The following is a 21,612-nucleotide window of genomic DNA, read 5'->3' on the forward strand; positions in this document are numbered from 1 at the left end:
TCCGGCATGACTCAATGCGCCCACCGTTTAAGGCGCTAAAAGCGCACGGATATCCAGCGTTGACGCCCGTTGTGCTGGCGACGCATCAGCAGCAAACGGCAAGTGCCCCAGACAAGGCGCATCTAAATGCGCATCAAGATAGCGCACCATTTCGTCACTGTGCTGAGCCCCGGGATCAACGGCGTTTGCCACCCATCCGGCTAACGTAAGCCCGCGTGCATGTATGGCCTCTGCGGTGAGTAAAGCATGGTTTAGACAGCCAAGTTTAATTCCCACCACCATGATCACTGGCAGTTGGTGGGTAACCACCCAATCGGCTAGTGTTTCAGTCTCACTCAGTGGCACTTGCCAGCCTCCAGCCCCTTCTACCAATACCGGGCTGGCCTGCTGTTTTAAATGCGCGAGCCCATCGCTTAACATCTGGGTATCGATGGGCTTGTTGGCTAACACCGCCGCCCAATGCGGCGAGCACGGCGTTTCTAACAACACTGGATTGATAGCGGCATACGGCAATGCGATCGCACTGGCGTGCTGTAAAGTGACAGCGTCACTATTTAGTTGGTGATCAGGCGCTAAATCAGCACCAGCAGCGACAGGTTTATAGCCCACCGCTTGATAACCTTGTTTGATAAAAGCGTGCAACAGCGCCGCCGTGGTATAGGTTTTCCCCACTTCGGTGTCGGTGCCGGTAATAAAGTAACTGTCATGCATGATGGTGAATCACTATGTAGCCAATTTGATAGGTCGCCGGTAAGGTGTTGGCGGCAAGTGCAAAACGCTGATACGCCTTTTCTACCGCACTAAACTGCGCTCTTGTCGCCAGCCCTTGCTGCCCCGTACCTTGCGGGCGATATGTCGCGCCAATGCCTTTTAAGCTTTTCATCACCGCATGGGCATTAGCAAACGTCAGCTGTTCGCTTTCTTGCAACACGGTTGCGTGCATCAGCCCAGCGCGTTGGGTCGCCTGCTGTAATCCAGATAACGTGATAAAGCGGTTCACCCGTGACATGCCGCATGCTTGTTGCCACGCGCTGTCGAGTTCACACAGTGATCCGGTGAGCAGTGTCGAAACAAGAATTTGTCCGCCGGGTTTAACGACCCGACTCAGCTCCGCCAATGGCACGTGCAAATCGTCACACCATTGCAATGCTAACGAGCTAAATGCCAGATCGACACTATTATCAGCCAGCGGCAAATGCTCCGCATCAGCTTGTACGCCTAGCATGGCATCACCGCAGCGCGCTTTTGCCGTCGCAAGCATAGGGGCGCTGAGATCCAGTCCAATCACTGTTTTAGCGTGAGTCATCCACTGCTGGGTGAAATAGCCGGTGCCACAACCGACATCTAAGACGGTACCGAGACGGACAGCCTTTTGCTCTGACTCAGCCAATGCCATCAACCGATGGCCGACACGGCGTTGCAGCGTCGCACTGTCATCATAATGGGGTGCGGCTCGGCCAAACGCTCTGGCAATAGCTTGTTTATCGGCGACGGTCACGCTGTCACCTCGCATGTGTTGTCGCTCGCTAATACCGGCTTCAGCGCCTCAATCAGTGCGGTGATATCTGTCTTTTGATGCTGTGCCGACAAGCTGATCCGCAGACGTGCAGTGTTAGGGGGGACAGTCGGTGGCCGAATCGCCCCCACCCGAATGTGCGCCTTCACCAAAGCCTGATTTACCTGCTGTAACGCTGCCAAATCGCCGATAATCAGCGGCTTGATCGGGCTAGGCGTCGCGAGCAGTTGCGGGAAGGGCTGCCTATTACCAGCGTGCGGTTCGAAAGCAGACGTCGTCTCTAACCAGTCGTGGAGCCCTTGCGTTAACTGTTCGGCATGAGCGCTGAGTGTTTCTCGTCGCCAGTGCTCTGTTCGTGCCAACCTAATCGCATCCTCGATGAGTGCCGCTTGCGCAGGTGGCATGGCGGTCGAATACACATAATGGCGCGCGAACTGACGCAAATAATCAATAATGGTGGGAGAGGCCAGCACTGCCGCCCCCGCAACGCCCAAGGCTTTTCCAAACGTCACGACTAATATATCCGGCCGTGCGCCACGACTAACACTGCCCTCGCCTTCTTGCCCCAACACGCCAATCCCATGCGCATCATCCAGTGCCCAGAGCGCCCCCGATTGGTTGGCAATCGCGGTAAGGCTTTCGGTTGGCGATACATCGCCATCCATGCTGAATACCCCTTCTGAGACAATCAGCGATGCGGAAGGCTGGATTTGCTTTGCGAGCAGTTGGCGAAGGTGTGCCATGTCGTTATGACGAAAACGGCGCTGTGTGGCAGGGCTCAATACGCCAGCCTCAATCAAGGAGGCATGGTTGAGTTTGTCTTGAAACAAGACATCGTCTTTACCTAACAGTGTGAAGAGCAAGGCTTGGTTGGCGGCAAAACCACTGTTAAACAGTATCGCTTGCGAGTAACCGAGCCAGTCACACAGCTGATCGCAAAGGGATTGATGCGCCGCGGTAAAACCGGATACCACCGGTGAAGCCGTTGCGCCCACACCCCAGCGTTCAAGGTGCTGCTGCGCCCTTTTCACCAGTCGCGGGTCTTGCGCAAGGCCCAAGTAATCATTTCCCGCAAAGTTGCGCCATGACTCGGCGACGGCATTGTCACCACTTTGCCGCCATAAGCCTTGTTGCTGGCGTGCGGCCAACTCGCCTTGGTAACGACGGGTCAGCGCTGATGTTGTATCAGTCATGGGGACTTAGACACTGGCGTCATAGAACAAATCGCCCTCTTGCGGGCGCGCTGCGACTCGCTCGGCCACTTGCTCAAGTAAGTCGTGCTCAGTGACTTGATCGGGCTTTTGGCTGACCGCTTCGCGATTAATACCCAGCTTTTTAAATAGCTGCATATCCGCGTCTTCGTCAGGATTTGGTGTGGTCAACAGCTTGCAGCCGTAGAAGATCGAGTTCGCGCCAGCCATAAAGCACAAGGTTTGCATTTGCTCGTTCATGTCTTCGCGCCCGGCAGACAGCCGCACTGCCGATTTGGGCATCATGATCCGCGCCACCGCAATAATGCGGACAAAATCGAACGGGTCGACGTCATCGACGTTCTCAAGCGGTGTGCCCTTTACTTTGACCAGCATGTTGATTGGCACGCTTTCTGGGTGAACCGGCATATTGGCCAGCTCGACCAGCAGACCAGCGCGATCGCGGGCACTTTCACCCAGCCCAATAATGCCGCCGGAACACACCTTCATTCCCGCGTCTCGCACGTTGGATAAGGTATCGAGGCGTTCTTGATACGTCCGCGTGGTAATAATATTGCCGTAAAACTCAGGTGAGGTATCGAGGTTGTGGTTGTAGTAGTCCAAACCCGCCTCAGATAAGGTCTTGGCTTGCTCTGCATCCAACATGCCCAGTGTCATGCAGGTTTCCAACCCTAAACCTTTGACGCCTTGGATCATATCGAGCAAATACGGCATATCGCGTTGCTTGGGGTTTTTCCAAGCGGCGCCCATGCAAAAGCGAGTCGCGCCTGAAGCTTTGGCTTTTTCTGCCGCTTCGAGCACGCGCTCCACTTCCATTAACCGCTCTTTCTCAACATCGGTGCGATACCGCGCACTTTGCGGACAATACTTGCAATCTTCTGGACAGGCGCCGGTTTTGATCGATAACAGCGTGCTGACTTGCACTTGGTTGGCAGGATGGTATTCACGATGCACTTGCTGCGCTTCAAACAACAAATCCATGAAGGGTTTATCGAACAATGCTTGCACTTCCTGTGCGGTCCAGTTGTGTCTTATTTCCACGCGGTTTTCCCCGTTGTTGTCGTTTTAATGCTTGGCTAGTCTACCCACAGACGTTAACCTGTCAACACATCAAGATAATACTGGTTTACATCTGATTTATTTATGAGCATCAACACCCATTTTGACCGCGAGCATATCTGGCATCCCTACACCTCAACGCTCGACCCTTTGCCTTGCTTGCCCGTCTCACACGCAAACGGCGCCGAGCTCCATCTTGAAGATGGCACTGTTCTGATTGATGGTATGTCATCATGGTGGGCAGCCATTCACGGCTACAACCACCCTGCTTTGAACACCGCGGCACATCAGCAAATCGATAAGATGTCGCATGTGATGTTTGGCGGTCTTACCCACCAGCCTGCGGTATCGCTTTGTGAGCGCTTGGTCGCGCATTCTCCCGCCCCGCTCACGCAAGTGTTTTTGGCCGATTCAGGATCGGTATCAGTAGAAGTAGCGCTTAAAATGGCGATGCAATATTGGCAGGGACGCGGCGAATCGCGCGCACAGTTTTTGACCTTGCGTCATGGCTATCATGGCGACACGTTCGCCGCCATGTCGGTGACGGATCCTGATAATTCGATGCACAAACTCTACAAAGGGTTTCTGCCTCAGCATCATTTTGTGCCTTCCCCACAAAGCCGTTTTGACGGTGAGTGGAGCCCTGACGACATACAGCCTATGCGCGAAGCACTCACCGCCCATCACGGCCAACTGGCCGCCGTGATCTTAGAGCCCATCGTGCAAGGCGCAGGCGGTATGCGTTTTTATCACCCTGAATACCTGCGTCAAGTGCGCGCTCTGTGCGATGAGTTTGATGTTCTGCTGATTGTGGATGAAATTGCGACTGGCTTTGGCCGAACAGGAAAACTATTTGCCTGCGACCACGCGGGGATCAGCCCAGATATACTATGCGTCGGCAAGGCACTGACCGGCGGCTACATGACCTTGGCCGCCACGCTAACCACCCACCATGTGGCCGATACTGTCTGTAGCGGTGATGCAGGCTGTTTTATGCACGGCCCCACTTTTATGGGCAATCCACTCGCCTGCGCTGTGGCCTGCGCCAGCATTGATACCTTGCTAGAAAGTGACTGGCCGCAGACCGTCGCGCATATCGAGCAGCAGCTAAAAACCGGCTTAACCCCCGCTCGTGCCCTCGAGTGTGTGGCGGACGTGCGTGTGCTTGGCGCAATTGGCGTGATAGAGCTGAATGACCCGGTGAATCTAGCCGATATTCAGCCCTTAATGACCGCCCAAGGTATTTGGGTTCGCCCGTTCGGCAAACTGGTGTATGTAATGCCACCTTATTGCATCCGCAACGACCAACTCCACCAACTCACTCAAGGCATGATCACCGCAATTAAGCAGTTTTTTGGTGAGTAGATAGGGTCGAACACGCCCCGTTAAAGGCGGGGCGGCATCTAATGCCGATGTATACTGGCACGAATTTCTTCGCTTGATTAAAGAAAACGTCAACCAAAGTTCTTGCACACACTTCACAAATTAGCCATAGCTAACGTAACCATGACAACAACCCTATCCATATTTCTGGCCTGTTGCGTACAATGCTGCGTCATGATCATTTACTGGCGGACAGAAAGGTGGCTTACAAATTAGTGCGATTGACCGAGCTTATGGCGTATGAGTTTAGTCAAGTAGAGGGCGATATCAGCTCGCTGAGCGAGCGCGATGTCAGCAGTATCATCCCTGATGGCGTGAGCTTTTCTCAGTTTAAGGAAAAGCTTGATAGCGGTGAGTATGTGCTACTGACCAATGCGCCGAAACATCCAGCGATGGTGCATGATAGCGTTAACAAGATATGGTCCGTTGCTCCGAGCACTAGCACAACGCTTTCGCCACAAGCCCAATCAGCTCTTTCTGCTAGAGCGAACCAATCTGGGAATGTTGCAGCGGGAGCGAGTGGTTCGCGTAGCGCGAGTAATAGCTCGCAAGCTGCGACAACAAATATCGAAGATACCTATGTCCCTGAGCCAGTAAAGCCTGACCGTTCAGACGTGCCGCCAGCCTTGAAATATGAGTACTGCTTTGAGATTACAGCCTCTGACGACACGTTTCGTAAGGCTGTGGGCTGTACTTTCCAATTAGCGAAAACTGAGCAAGAAGGCATGATTGGCCAGTGGCAAACTAAGCCTACCGAACACGGTACTAAGTACACCGCTTACGCCGCATTTGATGAACCTAAAAAGCTAGTGGCTAAAATCTCTGCCGACATCATGGGTGTGAGTGTTCCTGACCACGTAGTGATGAAGCCCGAAGGCTCCGCTGTGGTCCGAGAAGCCTTTATTCCAGTGACGCCCTCTATTCAGTTAGGTGAACGACTCGGTTTACCCACTGAGGGATATTATTACCACTTCAACCAAAAGCGCCTTGTTCAAGAATATAAGCTGCTAGGCAATGGCAAGTGGCAGTTTTATGCCACGCGTTCTACCCATGAAAAACTCAATCATGACCAAGGCCTTAACAAGCACCAGAGTGCTATCTTGGTTTACTGGAAGTTAGGTGGTAAAAACGTCGAAGATCAACACCTCGTCTATCTTAAAGAAGCAATTACTCGTGAAGAGCTCGATAATTTAGATGATGAATGGCTAGCAGAAAACGGCGTAAAACTATCTATCAGCGATTTACTCGCCGCCCCTAAGCAAACCGTTGCTAATCGAGACGACTCACCGGCAGAGTCGGATAGCGACAAAACTGGTGACTCAGCGCAACCATTAACCCATACCGTTAAGTTTGATCCGACTACCCGCCAACGTGAATCATGGCCTGCTATTGCCGAACAATACGACTTGTCCGCTAAGCAGCTGTTGGAGTTGAACCCACAGTATCACGCTGAACCGATGTCATTGGCGGTAGGTGATTTGCTAACTGTGAAGGGTTCGCAACCACAAGATATTGAAAAGAAAACTATTTATGAGCTACCACCTGAGAGCCCTAAGCCATTTAATCATCCTCTGAACACTTACTATGACTATACAGAGCGCTGTTTAGTTGATACTTCAACAGTCGCTATTAATCATAAAAGATTAGTCCCAAAAGAGGTGACCGTTGTTAATATCAAAAAGGTATCTGATGTTGCAACTGAATTTGAGCTTGGCTTCACTCAAGTAGAAAAAACTCAGCCCCTCGACGACTATTGGCAAAACCTTTTTTCCTCAGATACAAGTGACTACACCCAGAAGCTTTTGACGAAATACAATACACATTTGAACAATCCTGTCCGTCAAGGGGAAATTGTAGTCGTACTAACCAAAGAACCATCCACTGAAACACAGAGAAGTAAGCTGTCGGCTCTTATTGAAGAAGCAACAGCAGCAAGTACAGAGTTAGCAAAATTAACTGAAGAGCAAGTTTCCACCGTTAATCGTCACTTTGAATTGCTAGATTTTTATGCTGACGAAGCCATGAAAAAAGTAAGCAAAGATGGCTTACCAAGTGATTTATATGCTTATGCTTCCATGGGAATTGGTGCTGTAGCTGTAGGAATTGAGCAACATTTAAAAAATATCAATAACATACTTTTGGAAATTAACCACCTCTACGTCTCTCAGGTGGCGATGGCGAGCCGTGTTGGTGGTATTAACTATGGTTCTTTTGTCGCTGAGCGAGCCTCACTATTTCAAAAACTAGATGGAAGCTTTGCTGCATTATCTCGACGTAGCGTTAAAATCCCTGTCTATACACAAATTAAGCGCAATCTCAAACTATCCACGCGCTCTGTCGTTCATCATGCCGATGAAATTATCGCAAAAGGCTTCGTACCTAATTTAGGTAAACGTATGGCAAATGTCGCAATCGGTATTGGAGCTTCCCGTGGCGTCGGCTATGTGGGGCTGTTGCTTGGCGGCGCAAGTGGCGTGAAGAATATTTATGACGCCTGCTCCGTCGATGGATCAGGGGAATGTGGCAAAGTCACTACTCGTGAAGTAGCCGGATTTTTTGGTGGTGTCGGTGGAGGAACTGTTGGCGGCAGTATAGCAGCTGCAGGCACTATATTGGTACTGGGTGTTGTTGGAGTAACGTCTGCACCTGTATTAGCAGTTGCATCTATCGGTGCTTTTGTTGTGGGTGGCTCTGTGGGTGGAATTACAGGTACAACTATTGGAAAATCCTTTGGTGATATCCTTTATGAAAAGGTTATCGACCTTAAAGAGTTGATTGAATAGTTTGTAGAGGATTGGCTTTGAATAACTTTTTTGAGCACGCTTATACTATTATTACAGGAATATTTGCTGCATATGTGATCATATGGTCTGTTCCTGCAGTAATTATGAGCGCAATGGTCTCGCTAGGAAGCATTGAAAGAATTGTTTTCATCGATAAGCAGTTAGCCAAGAATCTAGATAAATACTATGACGAAAAAGGCTATATGAGATGGAACTATCAAATGTCCTATTCTATTGGGACTAGATTATTTGGCTACTGGCTAGCCTACCCGTTCATAAGACATCGAGTGACAACTAAATCTAAAAAGTTTAGGTTGTTTATGTGGGTCAACTGCATCGGAATCTGGGGATGGTTTCTTGTTCCTAGCCTATCTCTTATAGAAAAAGCTATGATGTAATAAAGCTAGGATAAACACACACCGCCCCGTTGTATATGAGGCGGTGTTTTTCTTCTTGGGAAAGCGAGCAGTGCGGCTTTGTGCGTTACTCGTAGAGGTACCTTTCTTCCGGTTTGTCGGATGAGTAAGCGACCAATTCCCACTCAAAGCCGGCTTTATCATAGAAGTACATCCGCTTGCGGTGAGTCTCGTGCGCCATGGCCCCATTTGGCTGATACCCTTTTTCAAGCAAGCGTTCGCGGATGGTATCGATGTCATCAATGATCAGGCCAATATGGTTCACGCCTTGAGATTTATAGGTACTGCGTGGCTGTATGCTGGGCTCTGAACTTGGGTTGGGCTCTTGCAGTGCAAAGTAGCAGTGTTCATTGCCCACATGTACCCAACGATATCCTTTTGGCGACTGGGCATCTTGGCGAACTTTAAAATCGGGGACAGCCACCGCCAAAAACGCTAACGCCGCATCCATGTCCACCACAGTAATATTTACGTGTTCGATTGTTGTCATCATTCATTCCCTTTATCCGTGCTATCGAAAACTGAGCTTGGAAAGCTAAACATCGAAGGCAAGGATAAAACCTCAAGATAACTTGAGGTCAACGAACAAAATCAGTGGTCTGGGGAAACATGTAAATCATGCTGCGGTATAGGTGTAGATCCAGTCGTCGTAACAAACACCGCCAATTGCAAAGGCATCAGGGTCAATACGGCTGAGTTGAAACCCTACCTTTTCTAACACGCGCGCCGAAGCAAGATTACCAGCGGTCACTGTCGCATTGATGATTCGCGCATCACCATGATGGATGGCAAAATCGGTGACAGCCTGCAAAGACTCAGTCCCATAGCCACGCCCGTGATAAGACGGCAAAAGTAAATAACCGACTTCCGCTACACCCTGCTCAAGCAAAAAACCGGTGACGCCGATAGGCGTTTGCGTCGCCGTCTCTACAATCACCAAACACAACCAATGCTTAGCGTCAGGAGACCAGGGCGTAAGCCGTTGCTCAAATCGGGTTTCAATCTCATCCAGTGGCATAGGGTCAAAACATTGCGCAATCACGGCATTGTCTGTGTGTAGGCGGTGGAACAACGGCCAGTCCGCTTTGATCATTGGCCGCATGCTCAGGCGTGGGGTTGTCAGCGGAAACAGGCCCGTTTCCAATTGTGACTTTGTCATGATGCCTCACTCGGGGTACTGGCCACGTTGACTTTCGGTGCCGCAAAACCGCGGAAGATATTGTGTACGGAGAGCAGCGCGCACACACCCACTACCACACCAAGGTGCCATGCTTCGCTAACGCCCAAGCTCAATAGCGCCATACTCATCAACGCAGAAATAATCATCTGTGCACCACCGGAGAGCGCAGCGACGGTGCCGGCTTGGTTAGAGTAAGGTTGCATCACCTGCGATTGGGCGCACGGCAGCGCAATCCCGTTGCCAAACACCATAAAGAACTGCCCAATCATCAGCAGTAACGGGTCCATCGGGGTGAGCCATAACCAAACCGCAGAAATGAGCTGCATCACCGGTGCCATCAACAGCATACGCTTGGTGCCCAAACGCGGACGAATGCGCGAAACTAGCGCACTCCCCAACAATAAGCCACAGGTCGGAATAAGCGCCCACAGCGCATATTGATCCGAGGTCATACCGATGCGCTCTTGCATTAAAAATGGCATCAGCGACACCGTGGTGATCACCAAGGTAAAATTCACCCAGCTAATACTGGCGAAATAGAGAAAGTATGGCGTTTTTAGTAGTGCGCCATAACGGCCGAGGATCACCTTCACATTGGGCAACGGTGAACGAGTATGCATGCTTTCTTTAAACAGGAAAAACAGTACGCACCACACCATGCTGGTGTACACCATCAGCAAAATAAAGATCGCCAGCCAGCCTAAGTTATGGTTAACAAAACCACCAATCACAGGAGCCACAATAGGCGTAAATGAGGCGACCATGATCAGATATGACATGGCTTGAGGAAGCTGATCCCCCGAATACGAGTCACGGGTAAAGGCACGTGAGAGCACAGCACAGCAACCGGTGCCCATGCCTTGAATGCAGCGGCCAATCACCAAACCGGTGAAACTAGCACTAAAGCTCACCATCACGGTTAAGCCGATCAAAGAAAGTAACACGCCGGCTAATAACACCCGGCGGCGGCCAAGCGCATCCGAGATAGGTCCATAGATAAACTGTGATGGCCCAAAACCGAGTAGATAAGCAGAGATCAGCAGTTGGACATCATCCATACTGAGGTTAAAGTCTCGGGCTATCCACGGCAGAGACGGGAAGACCAATCCCATACTGAACTGTCCAATGCTGACGGTTAAGCATGCCAGCAATACGGGCGACCAATTAAATGGACGAGTAGCCGATTGCATCCAATTTCCTGTGCATTTGCGTCGAGAGAAGAAAGGTAAGTGTCAAGCAAGCACGCGGCATAAATCACACTTTGATTGGCATAGTAACGCAATAAGCAACTGAGTGGTAACAAAAATTTAAAATTCGGTCGCGTTAGGTTGAATGGAGGAAAGCGCGGCTAACGACGAAGATCGCACGTCAGCAAGATTGGCAACATGGCGCAAATTAAAGACATGAGATGGAACCCAAAAGCCCGATACGGTTTCACGAATCGGGCATCTTAACTATTAAGCGCGACGCGCATTTAAAAGGCGGGTTCAATCGTGCCTTTAAATGTCTTTTCAAGAAAGTCACGGGTTTGTTGGGACTGAAACAGCGCGACCAAACGTTGTAGGTCGGGATTGTCTTTATCTTCCTTACGAGCGGCCACAACCATCACCGCTAGGGGAGCATCTTTCGACTCCAAGAAAATACCTTGTTCACTCGGGTTTAATCCCGATGACATCACATAGTTCATGGTGATCGCCGCCGCATCGACATCCTGTAAGCTGCGTGGCAGTTGTGCCGCCTCAACCTCAACAAATTCGAGTTGTCTAGGATTGGCGATAATATCTTGCAAGGTGGCTTTAAAACCGACATTGTCAGCTAAGGTAATTAACCCTGCCTCTTGCAGTAATAATAATGCGCGCCCCGCGTTGGTAGGATCGTTGGGGATCGCAATTTGTGCGCCATTAGGCAGCGCATCAACACGCTCAACGCGATCAGAGTAAATCCCCATCCGCATCAAAATGGAACGCCCTACCGATATCAGCTGACTTCCGTTGTTTTGATTGTAGTTATCCAAAAACGGCTGATGTTGGTAACTGTTTAGATCTAAGCTGCCGTCCGCCAAGCCAGCATTGGGGGAAATATAGTCGGAAAATTCGACCACCTCGACCGCAATGCCCTCGGCTTTTGCTTGCTTGGCAACCGCTTCAACGACTTGGGCATGCGGCCCCACTGTGGCGCCAACTTTGATCACCTTATCCTTTGGTTCTGAGCAGCCAATCAGCGTAAGCATCAGTCCGAGAGTGAGAATAAAAGAAGCACGTATAGATTTCATCAACCGGTAATCCTTTCCTAAAAGCCATTTAGACATCTATACTGCCAAATAAGATAAAGATGTCAATCATTGTTTCTGCGATTCTATGGATGCTTGATCGCTTGTTGCATAGGGCGCGTATTAGTCAGCATGTTCAATCAATTATCAGGAGGCGCGGATATGACCAAGCTGTTTCCTTTGCCCCTCTTTTTGCTACCGGGTGGCAGAGCAAAACTACGTATTTTTGAACCTCGGTATTTACGGTTGGTACGCGAGTGTACCGCCAATGGCGAAGGGTTTGTCCTTGCAATGATGCAAGGTCAGCGGCTTTATAAATACGGTACTTTGGTCGATATTGTTGATTTCGAGACGCTTCCAGATGGATTGCTGGGCATAACCATTGCGGGCCGACAACGGGTTGAAATTTTGTCAACCGAACAAGCGCCCGACAAATTGTGGTTGGGTGACACACGTACCCTGCATGATTGGCCACACGATGATTATGTCGATAACACGGACGATGAGGTGCAAGCGCGCATTGCCACCAGTCTCAAGCATATATTTGCTGCTCACCCTGATCATGCCGAGCAGTATGAACAGCCTCATTTCGAGGATGTCACCTGGGCGTGTCAGCGTTGGTTGGAAATTTTGCCCCTCACAAGTGCGCAGAAACAATGGTTTATCGCACAAGACTCCGCCGATGAAGCCAAGCAATTCATTCATCAACTGCTTGAAGAACACGTTGAGTGATCCAAATGATTTGTGGTGCGTATTGGGGTCTCAGATGGACGGCACTGACAGATAGGACTCAACTATGACTGCGCCTCAAACCATGTATACTGAAGCTTCAACCTCGAGACGGAAAACACGTACCACAATGACTGACGTGACGAAGGAAGAGTTGTCGGAGCTATTATCACGTGTTGCAGAACAGCGAGACCGTGTTGCTTTTGAGCGCTTGTTTCGCTTCTTTGGCCCGAAGATCCGGTCTTACGGTACCAAGCACCTGCGCGCGGACGGACAGGCGATGGAGCTTGTCCAAGAGACCATGTTGGTAGTGTGGCGAAAAGCCCATCTTTACAACGCGGAGAAAGGGGCGGCAACGACCTGGGTGTTCACCATCATGCGTAACATCAGTTTCGATATGCTCCGTAAGGTGCAATCGAACCGCGAAGACAATTTTAGCGACGAGATTTGGCCGATACTGGAATCCGGTCAACAAGATAATGAAACCGACTCAGGTGCTCAGCACATGATGGATCAGGAACTATTATCCTTCATTGATGAATTGCCTGAAGTACAACAACAGGTGGTGCGTGGTGTGTACTTAAAGCAACTCACCCACCAAGAGCTATCGGACCAACTTAATGTTCCATTAGGGACCGTGAAGTCGCGTTTGCGACTCGGGCTCGAGAAGCTACGCAATCATCTGGAGGTCAACAATGATTAAATATCATCCTTCTGCCGAACTGCTGGATGCCTTTGCAGCCGGTCAATTACCGACATCCATGGCGATTGCTCTCTCTGCGCACGTTGAATTATGTCAACAATGCCGTGAGCATGTGAGCGCGAAAGAAGAAGCGTTAGCATTAGCTGCGTTTGAAGAGGCTGAGACCGAACACGACTTTGCGGCAAGCACTCTGCCTTGGGATGACGATCTTGAAGCAGACATGATGAGTGCAATTTTTGACGCCCCTGAACAAGACGAGGCATCATGCATTCAAGTCGCTCGCTCTAACGAGATTCGGGTTGGAGATAAAACCTATACACTACCGCGCGCACTGCAGCGTTTTAGTGATTCGAATTGGCTGTCATTCGGCAAGGTGCAACGCGCAAGGCTGAATCTTGAAGAAGGCGCCACACGTGCGAGTTTCTTACATATCGACGAAGGCGGCTCGGTTCCAGCCCACACACACAAAGGCTATGAGCTGACGCTGTTACTCGATGGCACCTTTGAAGATGAAAGCGGGCAATATTCGCCGGGTGACTTTATTTTGTTGGATAGTCGACATCATCACACCCCCTCCACTAAAGACGGGTGTCTGTGTTACACGGTAGCGAATGCGCCACTGCACTTTACCAAGGGCGTGAGTAAGCTACTTAATACCGTGGGTCATGCGATTTACTAAAAATCCTTGTGTTAGTTGTTATCCTATCTTTGGCGGCGAAAGCCGCCTTTTTTTATGCTGTTCAAGACAATAAAAGCGTACAAATGCTCGGCGCATTAAAACGATTCCCTCACATCTGGCGCCGTAACAACAGAATAATTACACTAAAGAAACTTTCATTTAATGCCAACTGACTGACAGAATCCCACCTAACTAGTGCAAACTATCAATTTTCACTTTACATAGGGTGAATCAAACTGGTTTAATTCCCCACTTCTAACGATTCATTAACAGCCATTGATAAAAAACACAGTGAAGTGAGACACACATGAGTCAAACACAACTCGCCAGTATCAGCCGAGGTCACTCGTTGGTACTTCAAATTGTTATAGGTATTCTTGCTGGGGGCGTACTCGCCTATCTATCGCCTGAGTTGGCGAGCACAGCAGGTTTGCTTGGTAAGCTTTTTGTTAGCGCACTGAAAGCAGTTGCACCCATTTTGGTCTTCGTTTTGGTTGCTGCCTCTATCGCTAACCAAAAGAAAGGTCAGCGCGCCAACATGCGCCCGATTATTTTCCTCTACCTGCTCGGTACGCTGGCGGCATCCTTGACCGCGGTTACCATGAGCTTTTTGTTTCCGACGACCTTACAGTTTGCCGCAACCGATGCAGCTGTCGCGCCACCGGAAGGCATTACCCAAGTATTAAACACCTTGCTGTTTAATATTGTCGATAACCCAGTCAACGCTCTGATGTCCGGCAACTATATCGGTATTCTCGCGTGGGCGATTGGTTTGGGCATTGCCTTACACCATGCATCAAGCGAGACCAAACGCGTCTTCTCTGACGTGTCTGAAGGCGTGTCTATGATTGTGCGCTTCGTGATCCGTTTTGCGCCTATTGGTATTTTTGGCCTTGTCGCCAACACCTTGGCACAAAGTGGCTTTGATGCGCTGCTTGGCTACATCCATTTACTTGGCGTGCTCCTTGGCAGTATGGCAACGATCGCGTTGATCATTAACCCACTGATCGTGTTTTATAAAACGCGCCAAAATCCGTACCCACTGGTTTTCCGCTGCCTGCGTGAAAGTGGCCTTACTGCCTTCTTTACCCGTAGCTCAGCCGCGAATATCCCAGTGAATATGCAGCTATGCCGTAAGCTCAAGCTTGATGAAGACACCTACTCTGTCTCGATTCCACTCGGGGCGACGATTAACATGGGTGGCGCGGCAATCACCATCACGGTTCTTACACTCGCCGCTGTACATACCTTAGGGATTGAAGTGGATATTGCTACTGCGATCCTGCTGAGCATTGTTGCTGCAGTGTCTGCGTGCGGTGCCTCAGGCGTTGCTGGCGGCTCACTCTTGCTAATCCCACTGGCGTGTAACTTGTTTGGTATCCCACACGAAATTGCCATGGAAGTGGTCGGTGTTGGCTTTACCATTGGTGTGTTGCAAGATTCAGCAGAAACGGGGCTTAACAGCTCAACAGACGTGGTCTTTACCGCCGCAGCCTGTATGGGTGAAGAGCGTAAAAACGGATAAGCCGATAAAGGGCGTTTTATCGGCAAAAGGCGGATAGCGCTCCCATTCAGGTTTGATACAAAAAAGCAGGTGCTTGGCACCTGCTTTTTTCGTTTATGCGCTCGTTACTAGCCTTCCAGTACCTTCATGAGTAGTTTGCCGTCGTACATGGCTTGTTTCACCATCGCGGCACCCGGCATGGTCGCTTGCGTGTAAAAATAGCTTTCTTCTAGCACTAAGTTTTGGCTGTATAAAGGGATTGTTTGCGTCTTTAAGCATTCCATGATTGCTGGATAGAGCACCGATTTCGCCCGATTAAACTCGCCGCCGAATAATATTTTTTCCGGATTAAATAAATTCACCACGATGGCGATCGCCGTCCCTAGGTGATGGCCAAGCTCTGTAATCACGCGTTGCGCTAACGCGTCACCGGCGACGGCAGCATCACAAATCGCGTCAATGGTGAGCGTCTTACCATGCAATTGACTAGGATGCCCCTCAGCAAGCAAGGTTTCTACCTGCTCAATGACCGCGGCTAAACTTGCCACGGTTTCTAAGCAGCCATAATTGCCACAAAAGCATCGCTTACCGAATGGCTTCACTTGAATATGACCCAGCTCACCCACATTCCCCACGCGTCCTTGGAGCACTTTTCCTTCTAGAATGATGCCAGCCCCAACGCCATTATGAACCGCAATCAGTACCGCGCTATCTGATTCTTTCGCGTTACCAAATAACTTTTCAGCCAGCGCCCACGAGCGGGTATCATTACCCACAAAAACGGGTAATCCTGTTTCTCGATGCAGGACGGGTCCCAATGGCATGTGACTAACCTCAAAGTGCGGCATTTGAATGACCGTTCCTTGCGCACTATTCACTAAACCTGGCAAAGACACCGCGATGCTTGTCACGCGATCCACCACTTCATGATGACGCGAAAAGAAAGCTTTAACGTACTCGACGACGGTCGCTAGCAAGGCCTCTTGAGGCATAACCGCCAACTCATGGCGCTCTTGTATCAGAATGTCACTGCTTAACGAGTGCAAAGCCATCGTTAGGTAGCCGCGCCCTAAACGCATCGATAAGAATTGCCACCCGTCATTGTCCAGCATCAATCCGACGGCGGGTCGACCACGCATACTGGTTTCTTGAATTTGTGTTTCTTTGACAAGGTGCGCGTCCATCAGCTCACGGACAATTTTGGTAATACTGGCGGGTGCCAGCTGGCTACGTTTGGAAAGCTCGATGCGCGAGATAGGCCCAAAGCGGTCGATCAAGTTGTACACTGTGCCGGCATTTTTGCGCTTGATATGATCAATATGCCCCGGCTGCCCAATAATCATGCTCTGTCCTATTACTGCTGGGATCTGGCGATCCTATTCATGATGATGCGTATAATTGAATTTTTTTACTTTGCGAACTAATTGTGAAGCACAATAAGGTCGCCGCGTGATATCTATCACTTTCAGGTGTGAAAATCGCGTTTAGCCTCACGAAACCATACGATTTAGTAACTATGGTAAAAATCCAATCAATCGTGAAAAAGCAAGATCTGCGAAGGATAAATTGGCATAATGCGCCGTCGAATCGAACCGCCAGAAAGCATGATGTACCGAGTAAACGAAATATTTGAAACTATTCAGGGAGAAGGCACATTTACTGGCGTGCCCTCCGTCTTTGTCCGCTTGCAAGGTTGCCCTGTCGGCTGCGCTTGGTGCGATACCAAGCAAACATGGGAAACCGATGATAACGATCAACAAGACAAAATATTTATTATCGATAAGTCAGAAGACTCGCCTGCTTGGTGTTGGCTGAGTGCGAAAGATATTGCGACAGAAATCACTCAACGCTATCAGGCTAAACATATTGTGATTACTGGGGGGGAGCCTTGCCTATACGACTTGGAGCCCTTAACAGACACGCTAGAAGCAGTTGGGTGTCAGTGCCAAATTGAAACCAGTGGCACATATGAGGTCAAAACCAGCCCGCAGACTTGGGTCACGGTGTCACCTAAAATCAATATGCGCGGCAAATTACCGGTACTAGCCAGTGCGATGGCGCGCGCGAACGAAATCAAACACCCTGTGGGCACCGAAAAAGACATTGCACAGTTAGATGCGCTGCTCAGCGACTGCCCACCCTCACCAAAGGCAACCATTGCGCTACAGCCGGTCAGTCAAAAGCCTCGTGCCACCAAGCTATGTATTGATACCTGTATTGCGCGCGGCTGGCGCTTGTCGATACAAACGCACAAATATTTAAATATTGCCTAGCGCAAATAGATAAAAACTTGGGTATCGACCGCACGACATGAAGAATATCGATCAAAAAGCCGAGTGTTATCACTCGGCTTTTGTTTATTCACCGCGGTAAGTGCAGCCTGCGGTGCAGGTTTCCTTCACCATTACCTTACTTAATAAAGGCAGGTTTGGCTTGACCTGTTGCCAAATCCAACGCGCCAACACTTCGCTGGTTGGGTTTTCCAGCCCTTCAATCTCATTGAGATAGTAGTGGTCAAGACGATCATAGATAGGCTTGAAAGCGGCTTTGATGTCAGCGAAGTCGATCACCCAGCCTGTGTGTGGGTCAACCTCTCCTTCAACATACAAACGCACCATAAACGAGTGACCGTGCAAACGCCCACACTTATGTCCTTCTGGCACATTCGGTAAGTGGTGTGCGGCCTCAAAGGTAAATTCTTTAAACAGTTCAGTTGTCATACTGCCAAATCCCATCAACAACAAGATGGCGCATGCTACTCAACTTCCTGCATCGACACAATCTCTATCCCCAGATGCTAAGCACTATAGAAATAGACAAACCGTTACCCGTCGCAAAGGTGCGACAATTTACGTCGATGAAATCACACATTTTATACGGGATTAGCGGCATCCTTTATCACACGGTTTAACATAGTGACTACAGACTTCAATTGATAAACTTATAAATTAATAACAAACGGTTGACTCATGCGCATGACTCTAGCGAGCAAACTTCTTCTCTCCCTCTTCCTCGTCTTCGCTCTGGTGCTTGTGACTTCGTTGGCCTATCAATCGCATCAGCAAAAAGCCCTGATGACCTCGATAGTCAGTGAACAAACGCTCGATAAAGCATCCAACTATTTCGATAGCCTGAATATGTTGATGCTGACTGGCACAATCAGCCAACGCAATACACTGCGCGACAAAATGCTTTCCCACAAAGGTATTGAAGAGGCACGTGTTATCCGTGCAGAAGCGATCACCCGCTTTTTCGGTCCGGGCAATCCTGAACAGGCCCCAAAAGATAATATTGACCAACGTGCGCTTGATGGAGAGACCATTGTCGAAACCTTTGACTCTGAATCTGGTAAAGGATTAGTCGTGGCACTGCCAATGAAAGCCAGCAGTGATTATCGCGGTACCAATTGCCTGCAATGCYATGTTGCCGAAGAAGGAACAGTACTGGGCGTTATTCGACTCGAATATGACTTACAACCGCTCTATGGCACCATTGATAAAGAAATGCTGATCACTGCCGGGATCATGGGCAGTATCGCTGTGTTGGGCTTTCTGATCTCACTGACAGTGATCCGTCGTTGGGTGGTGTCACCCCTCAAACACGTATCGGCCTTTATGAAGCGAACCAGTCGCGACAAAAACTTGGCTGAGCGCTTGAATGACACACGGAGCGACGAAATTGGCGAGCTATGTAATAGCTGTGATCAATTACTCGATAATTTTTCTGCTAGCTTACAACAGGTGCAACGTACCTCAGAGACGCTGTCGTCTGAGGCGTTAAACCTCATTCGCGTCTCTGGGCATACCGACCAACTTGCCGATAGCCAACGTCATGAAACCAATGAAATGTCTACAGCCATCAACGATGTTCAACAACATCAACATGACATTCAAAGCCGTACGAGCGAGGCTGCACAATTGAGCGAGTCTGCTGCCGGTAGCGCAAATCAAGGTAGTGAACTGGCCAATGTCGCCGCCAATGATATCCGTAAACTGATGGATGATATTGGTCAAGTACGCAGCCAGATCTTGGATGTGAACCAACAAAGCCAACAAGTAACAACTATTTTGGGCGTGATCCGCGAAATCGCTGAGCAGACCAACCTACTCGCGCTGAATGCGGCGATTGAAGCCGCACGCGCTGGTGAACAAGGTCGCGGCTTCGCCGTGGTCGCCGAAGAAGTACGTAACTTGGCCAGCCGTAGCCATGATGCAACCGGGGAAATCCAAACCATTATTGAAAACTTGTGTTCGGGCAGTGAAGCATCCRCCCAAGCGGTCGAAGCCACCACAGAAAGCGCGAATCAACGTGCCGAGACGGTAATGCAGCTCTCTGACGCCTTGGCTGATATTGCTGAGCAAGTGACCACCGTGAACAATAATACGGACGACATTAGCCAACAAAGCCAACATCAAGCACAAATGACCGACGCCTTACTCGAGCAAGTCGGCCGGATTCAAAATCACGCTAACGATACCGCCAATAATGCGAATGAAGTGAAAGCAATCAGTGCAAATCTCGAACAACTGGTTGAACAGTTGGAAGGATTAATTGGACAATTTCAACTTTCAGACCGCCTCAAGCCTTGAAGCTACACAAGATACAGGTAAACTTGCTAGTCTAACTTGCAAATCCACTTTCTCGGTGGCATTGACCACCGAGTTGCCCTAAACGGAGATAGAAGCGAATTATGACATACGCGCCTGTAGTAGACGTCCTGCGCGGCAAGGCGGCAGTCGACACTGAAGTGACTGTTCGCGGTTGGGTTCGGTCTCGCCGAGATTCCAAAGCCGGTATTTCTTTCCTCGCCATCTATGATGGCTCTTGTTTCGACCCTATTCAGGCCGTGGTCCCCAATGAGCTGGAGAATTATCAGCAAGACGTTCTGCGTTTAACAGCAGGCTGTTCTGTTGAAGTCACCGGTAATGTGGTGGAGTCACCAGGGAAAGGTCAAGCGTATGAGCTACAAGCCACTGCCTTGAAGGTAGTCGGTTGGGTTGACGATCCAGACACTTATCCTATGGCCAAGACGCGTCACTCGATTGAGTACTTGCGCGAAGTGGCCCATTTACGCCCTCGCTCTAACGTGATTGGTGCGGTAGCTCGTGTTCGTCATACCCTTTCTCAAGCTATTCATCGTTTCTTCCACGAGCAAGGCTACTACTGGATGTCTGCCCCGCTGATCACTGCATCAGACTGTGAAGGCGCCGGTGAAATGTTCCGCGTATCGACACTGGATATGGCTAATGTGCCAAAAACAGAGCAAGGCGATGTTGACTTCGACCAAGACTTTTTCGGCAAAGAAGCTTTCTTGACCGTATCCGGTCAATTAAACGCTGAAACCTATGCTTGTGCGCTGAGTAAAGTTTATACCTTTGGCCCAACCTTCCGTGCTGAAAACTCTAACACCAGCCGTCACTTGGCTGAGTTTTGGATGGTAGAGCCTGAAGTGGCCTTTGCCGATCTTGATGATGCTGCAGCGCTAGCAGAAGCCATGCTGAAATACGTCTTCAAGGCCGTGTTGGAAGAGCGCCGTGACGACATGCAGTTCTTCGAGCAACGCATCAACAAAGAGGTGATCACGCGCCTTGAGAAATTTGTTGAAGCTGATTTTGCCCAAGTTGACTACACTGACGCGATCACTATCTTGGAAAACTGCGGTAAGACGTTCGAGTTCCCTGTCGAATGGGGTATTGATCTCGCCTCCGAACATGAGCGCTATCTAGCAGAAGAACACTTCAACGCACCTGTTGTGGTGAAGAACTATCCAAAAGATATTAAAGCCTTCTACATGCGTATGAACGATGATGGCAAAACCGTTGCTGCAATGGACGTATTAGCGCCTGGCATTGGTGAGATTATCGGTGGTTCACAGCGTGAAGAGCGTCTTGACGTGCTGGATCAACGCCTTGAAGAAATGGGCCTCGAGAAAGAAGATTTCTGGTGGTATCGCGATTTGCGCCGTTACGGCACCGTGCCTCACTCCGGCTACGGCCTCGGGTTTGAGCGTTTGGTATCTTACGTTACCGGTATGAGCAACATCCGCGACGTGATCCCATTCCCTCGTTCGCCACGTAACGCGAGCTTCTAAGTAAAAGACCATTCAAAGGCTGCGAGTACGCAGCCTTTTTCTTGCCTATTGTTACGCTTGGTATCTCTAGGCATGGCTGGCGGTTTCTA

At 49.8% G+C, this 21,612-nt stretch carries 20 protein-coding genes; 10 read left to right on the forward strand and 10 right to left on the reverse strand.

Annotated elements, in window-relative coordinates:
- Positions 1-27 precede the first annotated feature (27 nt).
- The 4 genes from bioD to bioB are packed head-to-tail and all read right to left on the reverse strand — an operon-like array spanning position 28 to position 3,768.
- Positions 28-711: a dethiobiotin synthase gene (gene bioD, locus BZJ19_RS09165; RefSeq protein ID WP_077675399.1), complete on the reverse strand. Its 684-nt coding sequence runs from the start codon at positions 709-711 to the stop codon at positions 28-30.
- A complete protein-coding gene (gene bioC, locus BZJ19_RS09170) occupies positions 704-1,513 on the reverse strand; it encodes a malonyl-ACP O-methyltransferase BioC (protein ID WP_077675400.1) in 810 nt (269 codons plus the stop codon). The genes bioD and bioC overlap by 8 nt, the downstream gene beginning before the upstream one ends.
- Complete coding sequence (locus tag BZJ19_RS09175; protein WP_077675401.1) at positions 1,495-2,709, reverse strand: aminotransferase class I/II-fold pyridoxal phosphate-dependent enzyme; 1,215 nt, start codon at positions 2,707-2,709, stop codon at positions 1,495-1,497. Before BZJ19_RS09175 ends, bioC begins: the two co-directional genes overlap by 19 nt.
- Positions 2,710-2,715: 6 nt before the next feature.
- The gene (gene bioB / locus BZJ19_RS09180; RefSeq protein WP_077675402.1) at positions 2,716-3,768 is read right to left on the reverse strand and encodes a biotin synthase BioB; all 1,053 of its coding nucleotides are present in this window, start codon (positions 3,766-3,768) and stop codon (positions 2,716-2,718) included.
- Between the two features lie 108 nt (positions 3,769-3,876).
- Here bioB and bioA point away from each other — a divergent pair, with 108 nt between their 5' ends.
- The 3 genes from bioA to BZJ19_RS09195 all read left to right on the forward strand — a co-directional run bounded on the left by bioA (position 3,877) and on the right by BZJ19_RS09195 (position 8,350).
- Positions 3,877-5,151 (forward strand): adenosylmethionine--8-amino-7-oxononanoate transaminase, encoded by a 1,275-nt coding sequence (gene bioA, locus BZJ19_RS09185; RefSeq protein ID WP_201249187.1) that lies wholly within the window; start codon positions 3,877-3,879, stop codon positions 5,149-5,151.
- A gap of 218 nt (positions 5,152-5,369) precedes the next feature.
- Complete coding sequence (locus BZJ19_RS09190; protein WP_338096502.1) at positions 5,370-7,952, forward strand: hypothetical protein; 2,583 nt, start codon at positions 5,370-5,372, stop codon at positions 7,950-7,952.
- 17 nt (positions 7,953-7,969) lie between these two features.
- The gene (locus tag BZJ19_RS09195; RefSeq protein WP_077675404.1) at positions 7,970-8,350 is read left to right on the forward strand and encodes a hypothetical protein; all 381 of its coding nucleotides are present in this window, start codon (positions 7,970-7,972) and stop codon (positions 8,348-8,350) included.
- A gap of 85 nt (positions 8,351-8,435) precedes the next feature.
- Here BZJ19_RS09195 and BZJ19_RS09200 read toward each other — a convergent pair whose 3' ends face one another.
- The 4 genes from BZJ19_RS09200 to BZJ19_RS09215 all read right to left on the reverse strand — a co-directional run bounded on the left by BZJ19_RS09200 (position 8,436) and on the right by BZJ19_RS09215 (position 11,820).
- Positions 8,436-8,861, reverse strand: a complete 426-nt coding sequence (locus BZJ19_RS09200; RefSeq protein ID WP_235608184.1) for a VOC family protein — start codon at positions 8,859-8,861, stop codon at positions 8,436-8,438.
- A gap of 123 nt (positions 8,862-8,984) precedes the next feature.
- Positions 8,985-9,527, reverse strand: coding sequence for a GNAT family N-acetyltransferase (locus BZJ19_RS09205; protein ID WP_077675405.1), 543 nt, complete (start codon positions 9,525-9,527; stop codon positions 8,985-8,987).
- A complete protein-coding gene (locus tag BZJ19_RS09210) occupies positions 9,524-10,738 on the reverse strand; it encodes a multidrug effflux MFS transporter (protein WP_077675406.1) in 1,215 nt (404 codons plus the stop codon). Before BZJ19_RS09210 ends, BZJ19_RS09205 begins: the two co-directional genes overlap by 4 nt.
- Before the next feature lie 284 nt (positions 10,739-11,022).
- Positions 11,023-11,820 carry a MetQ/NlpA family ABC transporter substrate-binding protein gene (locus tag BZJ19_RS09215; RefSeq protein WP_077675407.1) on the reverse strand — a complete coding sequence of 266 codons (798 nt, stop codon included), beginning with the start codon at positions 11,818-11,820 and terminating at the stop codon, positions 11,023-11,025.
- Between the two features lie 159 nt (positions 11,821-11,979).
- Between BZJ19_RS09215 and BZJ19_RS09220 the strand changes: the two genes are divergently transcribed.
- The 4 genes from BZJ19_RS09220 (at position 11,980) to sstT (ending at position 15,453) form a co-directional block, all read left to right on the forward strand.
- Entirely contained in the window at positions 11,980-12,549 is a 570-nt protein-coding gene (locus tag BZJ19_RS09220; protein ID WP_077675408.1) for an LON peptidase substrate-binding domain-containing protein, read from the forward strand.
- A gap of 64 nt (positions 12,550-12,613) precedes the next feature.
- Positions 12,614-13,249: a sigma-70 family RNA polymerase sigma factor gene (locus BZJ19_RS09225; RefSeq protein WP_077675409.1), complete on the forward strand. Its 636-nt coding sequence runs from the start codon at positions 12,614-12,616 to the stop codon at positions 13,247-13,249.
- Entirely contained in the window at positions 13,242-13,928 is a 687-nt protein-coding gene (locus tag BZJ19_RS09230) for a ChrR family anti-sigma-E factor (RefSeq protein ID WP_077675410.1), read from the forward strand. Before BZJ19_RS09225 ends, BZJ19_RS09230 begins: the two co-directional genes overlap by 8 nt.
- A gap of 307 nt (positions 13,929-14,235) precedes the next feature.
- Positions 14,236-15,453: a serine/threonine transporter SstT gene (gene sstT / locus BZJ19_RS09235; RefSeq protein ID WP_077675411.1), complete on the forward strand. Its 1,218-nt coding sequence runs from the start codon at positions 14,236-14,238 to the stop codon at positions 15,451-15,453.
- Between the two features lie 107 nt (positions 15,454-15,560).
- On the opposite strand, the gene mlc is transcribed toward sstT, so the two are convergent.
- Complete coding sequence (mlc, locus tag BZJ19_RS09240) at positions 15,561-16,775, reverse strand: sugar metabolism global transcriptional regulator Mlc (protein WP_077675412.1); 1,215 nt, start codon at positions 16,773-16,775, stop codon at positions 15,561-15,563.
- Between the two features lie 264 nt (positions 16,776-17,039).
- Here mlc and queE point away from each other — a divergent pair, with 264 nt between their 5' ends.
- The gene (gene queE / locus BZJ19_RS09245; RefSeq protein WP_077675472.1) at positions 17,040-17,705 is read left to right on the forward strand and encodes a 7-carboxy-7-deazaguanine synthase QueE; all 666 of its coding nucleotides are present in this window, start codon (positions 17,040-17,042) and stop codon (positions 17,703-17,705) included.
- Positions 17,706-17,789: 84 nt separating this feature from the next.
- Here the strand turns inward: queE and queD are convergent, their stop codons facing one another.
- Positions 17,790-18,152 carry a 6-carboxytetrahydropterin synthase QueD gene (gene queD, locus BZJ19_RS09250; RefSeq protein WP_077455681.1) on the reverse strand — a complete coding sequence of 121 codons (363 nt, stop codon included), beginning with the start codon at positions 18,150-18,152 and terminating at the stop codon, positions 17,790-17,792.
- 249 nt (positions 18,153-18,401) lie between these two features.
- Between queD and BZJ19_RS09255 the strand changes: the two genes are divergently transcribed.
- Together BZJ19_RS09255 and asnS are read left to right on the forward strand one after the other, a co-directional pair.
- Positions 18,402-20,021, forward strand: a complete 1,620-nt coding sequence (locus BZJ19_RS09255; RefSeq protein ID WP_077675413.1) for a methyl-accepting chemotaxis protein — start codon at positions 18,402-18,404, stop codon at positions 20,019-20,021.
- A 101-nt stretch (positions 20,022-20,122) separates the two neighbouring features.
- The gene (asnS, locus tag BZJ19_RS09260) at positions 20,123-21,523 is read left to right on the forward strand and encodes an asparagine--tRNA ligase (protein WP_077675414.1); all 1,401 of its coding nucleotides are present in this window, start codon (positions 20,123-20,125) and stop codon (positions 21,521-21,523) included.
- Positions 21,524-21,612 lie beyond the last annotated feature (89 nt).

The sequence above is a fragment of the Salinivibrio proteolyticus genome (genome assembly GCF_001996165.1).
In the GTDB taxonomy this organism is placed as follows: Bacteria; Pseudomonadota; Gammaproteobacteria; order Enterobacterales; family Vibrionaceae; genus Salinivibrio; species Salinivibrio proteolyticus.

What these genes read in the sequence shown, in the direction of transcription:
- bioD (WP_077675399.1), bottom strand. Translation starts at nt 711, where the DNA reads ATGCATGACAGTTACTTTATTACCGGCACCGACACCGAAGTGGGGAAA.
- bioC (WP_077675400.1), bottom strand. Translation starts at nt 1,513, where the DNA reads ATGCGAGGTGACAGCGTGACCGTCGCCGATAAACAAGCTATTGCCAGA.
- BZJ19_RS09175 (WP_077675401.1), bottom strand. Translation starts at nt 2,709, where the DNA reads ATGACTGATACAACATCAGCGCTGACCCGTCGTTACCAAGGCGAGTTG.
- BZJ19_RS09200 (WP_235608184.1), bottom strand. Translation starts at nt 8,861, where the DNA reads ATGATGACAACAATCGAACACGTAAATATTACTGTGGTGGACATGGAT.
- BZJ19_RS09205 (WP_077675405.1), bottom strand. Translation starts at nt 9,527, where the DNA reads ATGACAAAGTCACAATTGGAAACGGGCCTGTTTCCGCTGACAACCCCA.
- BZJ19_RS09210 (WP_077675406.1), bottom strand. Translation starts at nt 10,738, where the DNA reads ATGCAATCGGCTACTCGTCCATTTAATTGGTCGCCCGTATTGCTGGCA.
- BZJ19_RS09215 (WP_077675407.1), bottom strand. Translation starts at nt 11,820, where the DNA reads ATGAAATCTATACGTGCTTCTTTTATTCTCACTCTCGGACTGATGCTT.
- BZJ19_RS09220 (WP_077675408.1), top strand. Translation starts at nt 11,980, where the DNA reads ATGACCAAGCTGTTTCCTTTGCCCCTCTTTTTGCTACCGGGTGGCAGA.
- BZJ19_RS09225 (WP_077675409.1), top strand. Translation starts at nt 12,614, where the DNA reads ATGACTGCGCCTCAAACCATGTATACTGAAGCTTCAACCTCGAGACGG.
- BZJ19_RS09230 (WP_077675410.1), top strand. Translation starts at nt 13,242, where the DNA reads ATGATTAAATATCATCCTTCTGCCGAACTGCTGGATGCCTTTGCAGCC.
- sstT (WP_077675411.1), top strand. Translation starts at nt 14,236, where the DNA reads ATGAGTCAAACACAACTCGCCAGTATCAGCCGAGGTCACTCGTTGGTA.
- mlc (WP_077675412.1), bottom strand. Translation starts at nt 16,775, where the DNA reads ATGATTATTGGGCAGCCGGGGCATATTGATCATATCAAGCGCAAAAAT.
- queE (WP_077675472.1), top strand. Translation starts at nt 17,040, where the DNA reads ATGTACCGAGTAAACGAAATATTTGAAACTATTCAGGGAGAAGGCACA.
- queD (WP_077455681.1), bottom strand. Translation starts at nt 18,152, where the DNA reads ATGACAACTGAACTGTTTAAAGAATTTACCTTTGAGGCCGCACACCAC.
- asnS (WP_077675414.1), top strand. Translation starts at nt 20,123, where the DNA reads ATGACATACGCGCCTGTAGTAGACGTCCTGCGCGGCAAGGCGGCAGTC.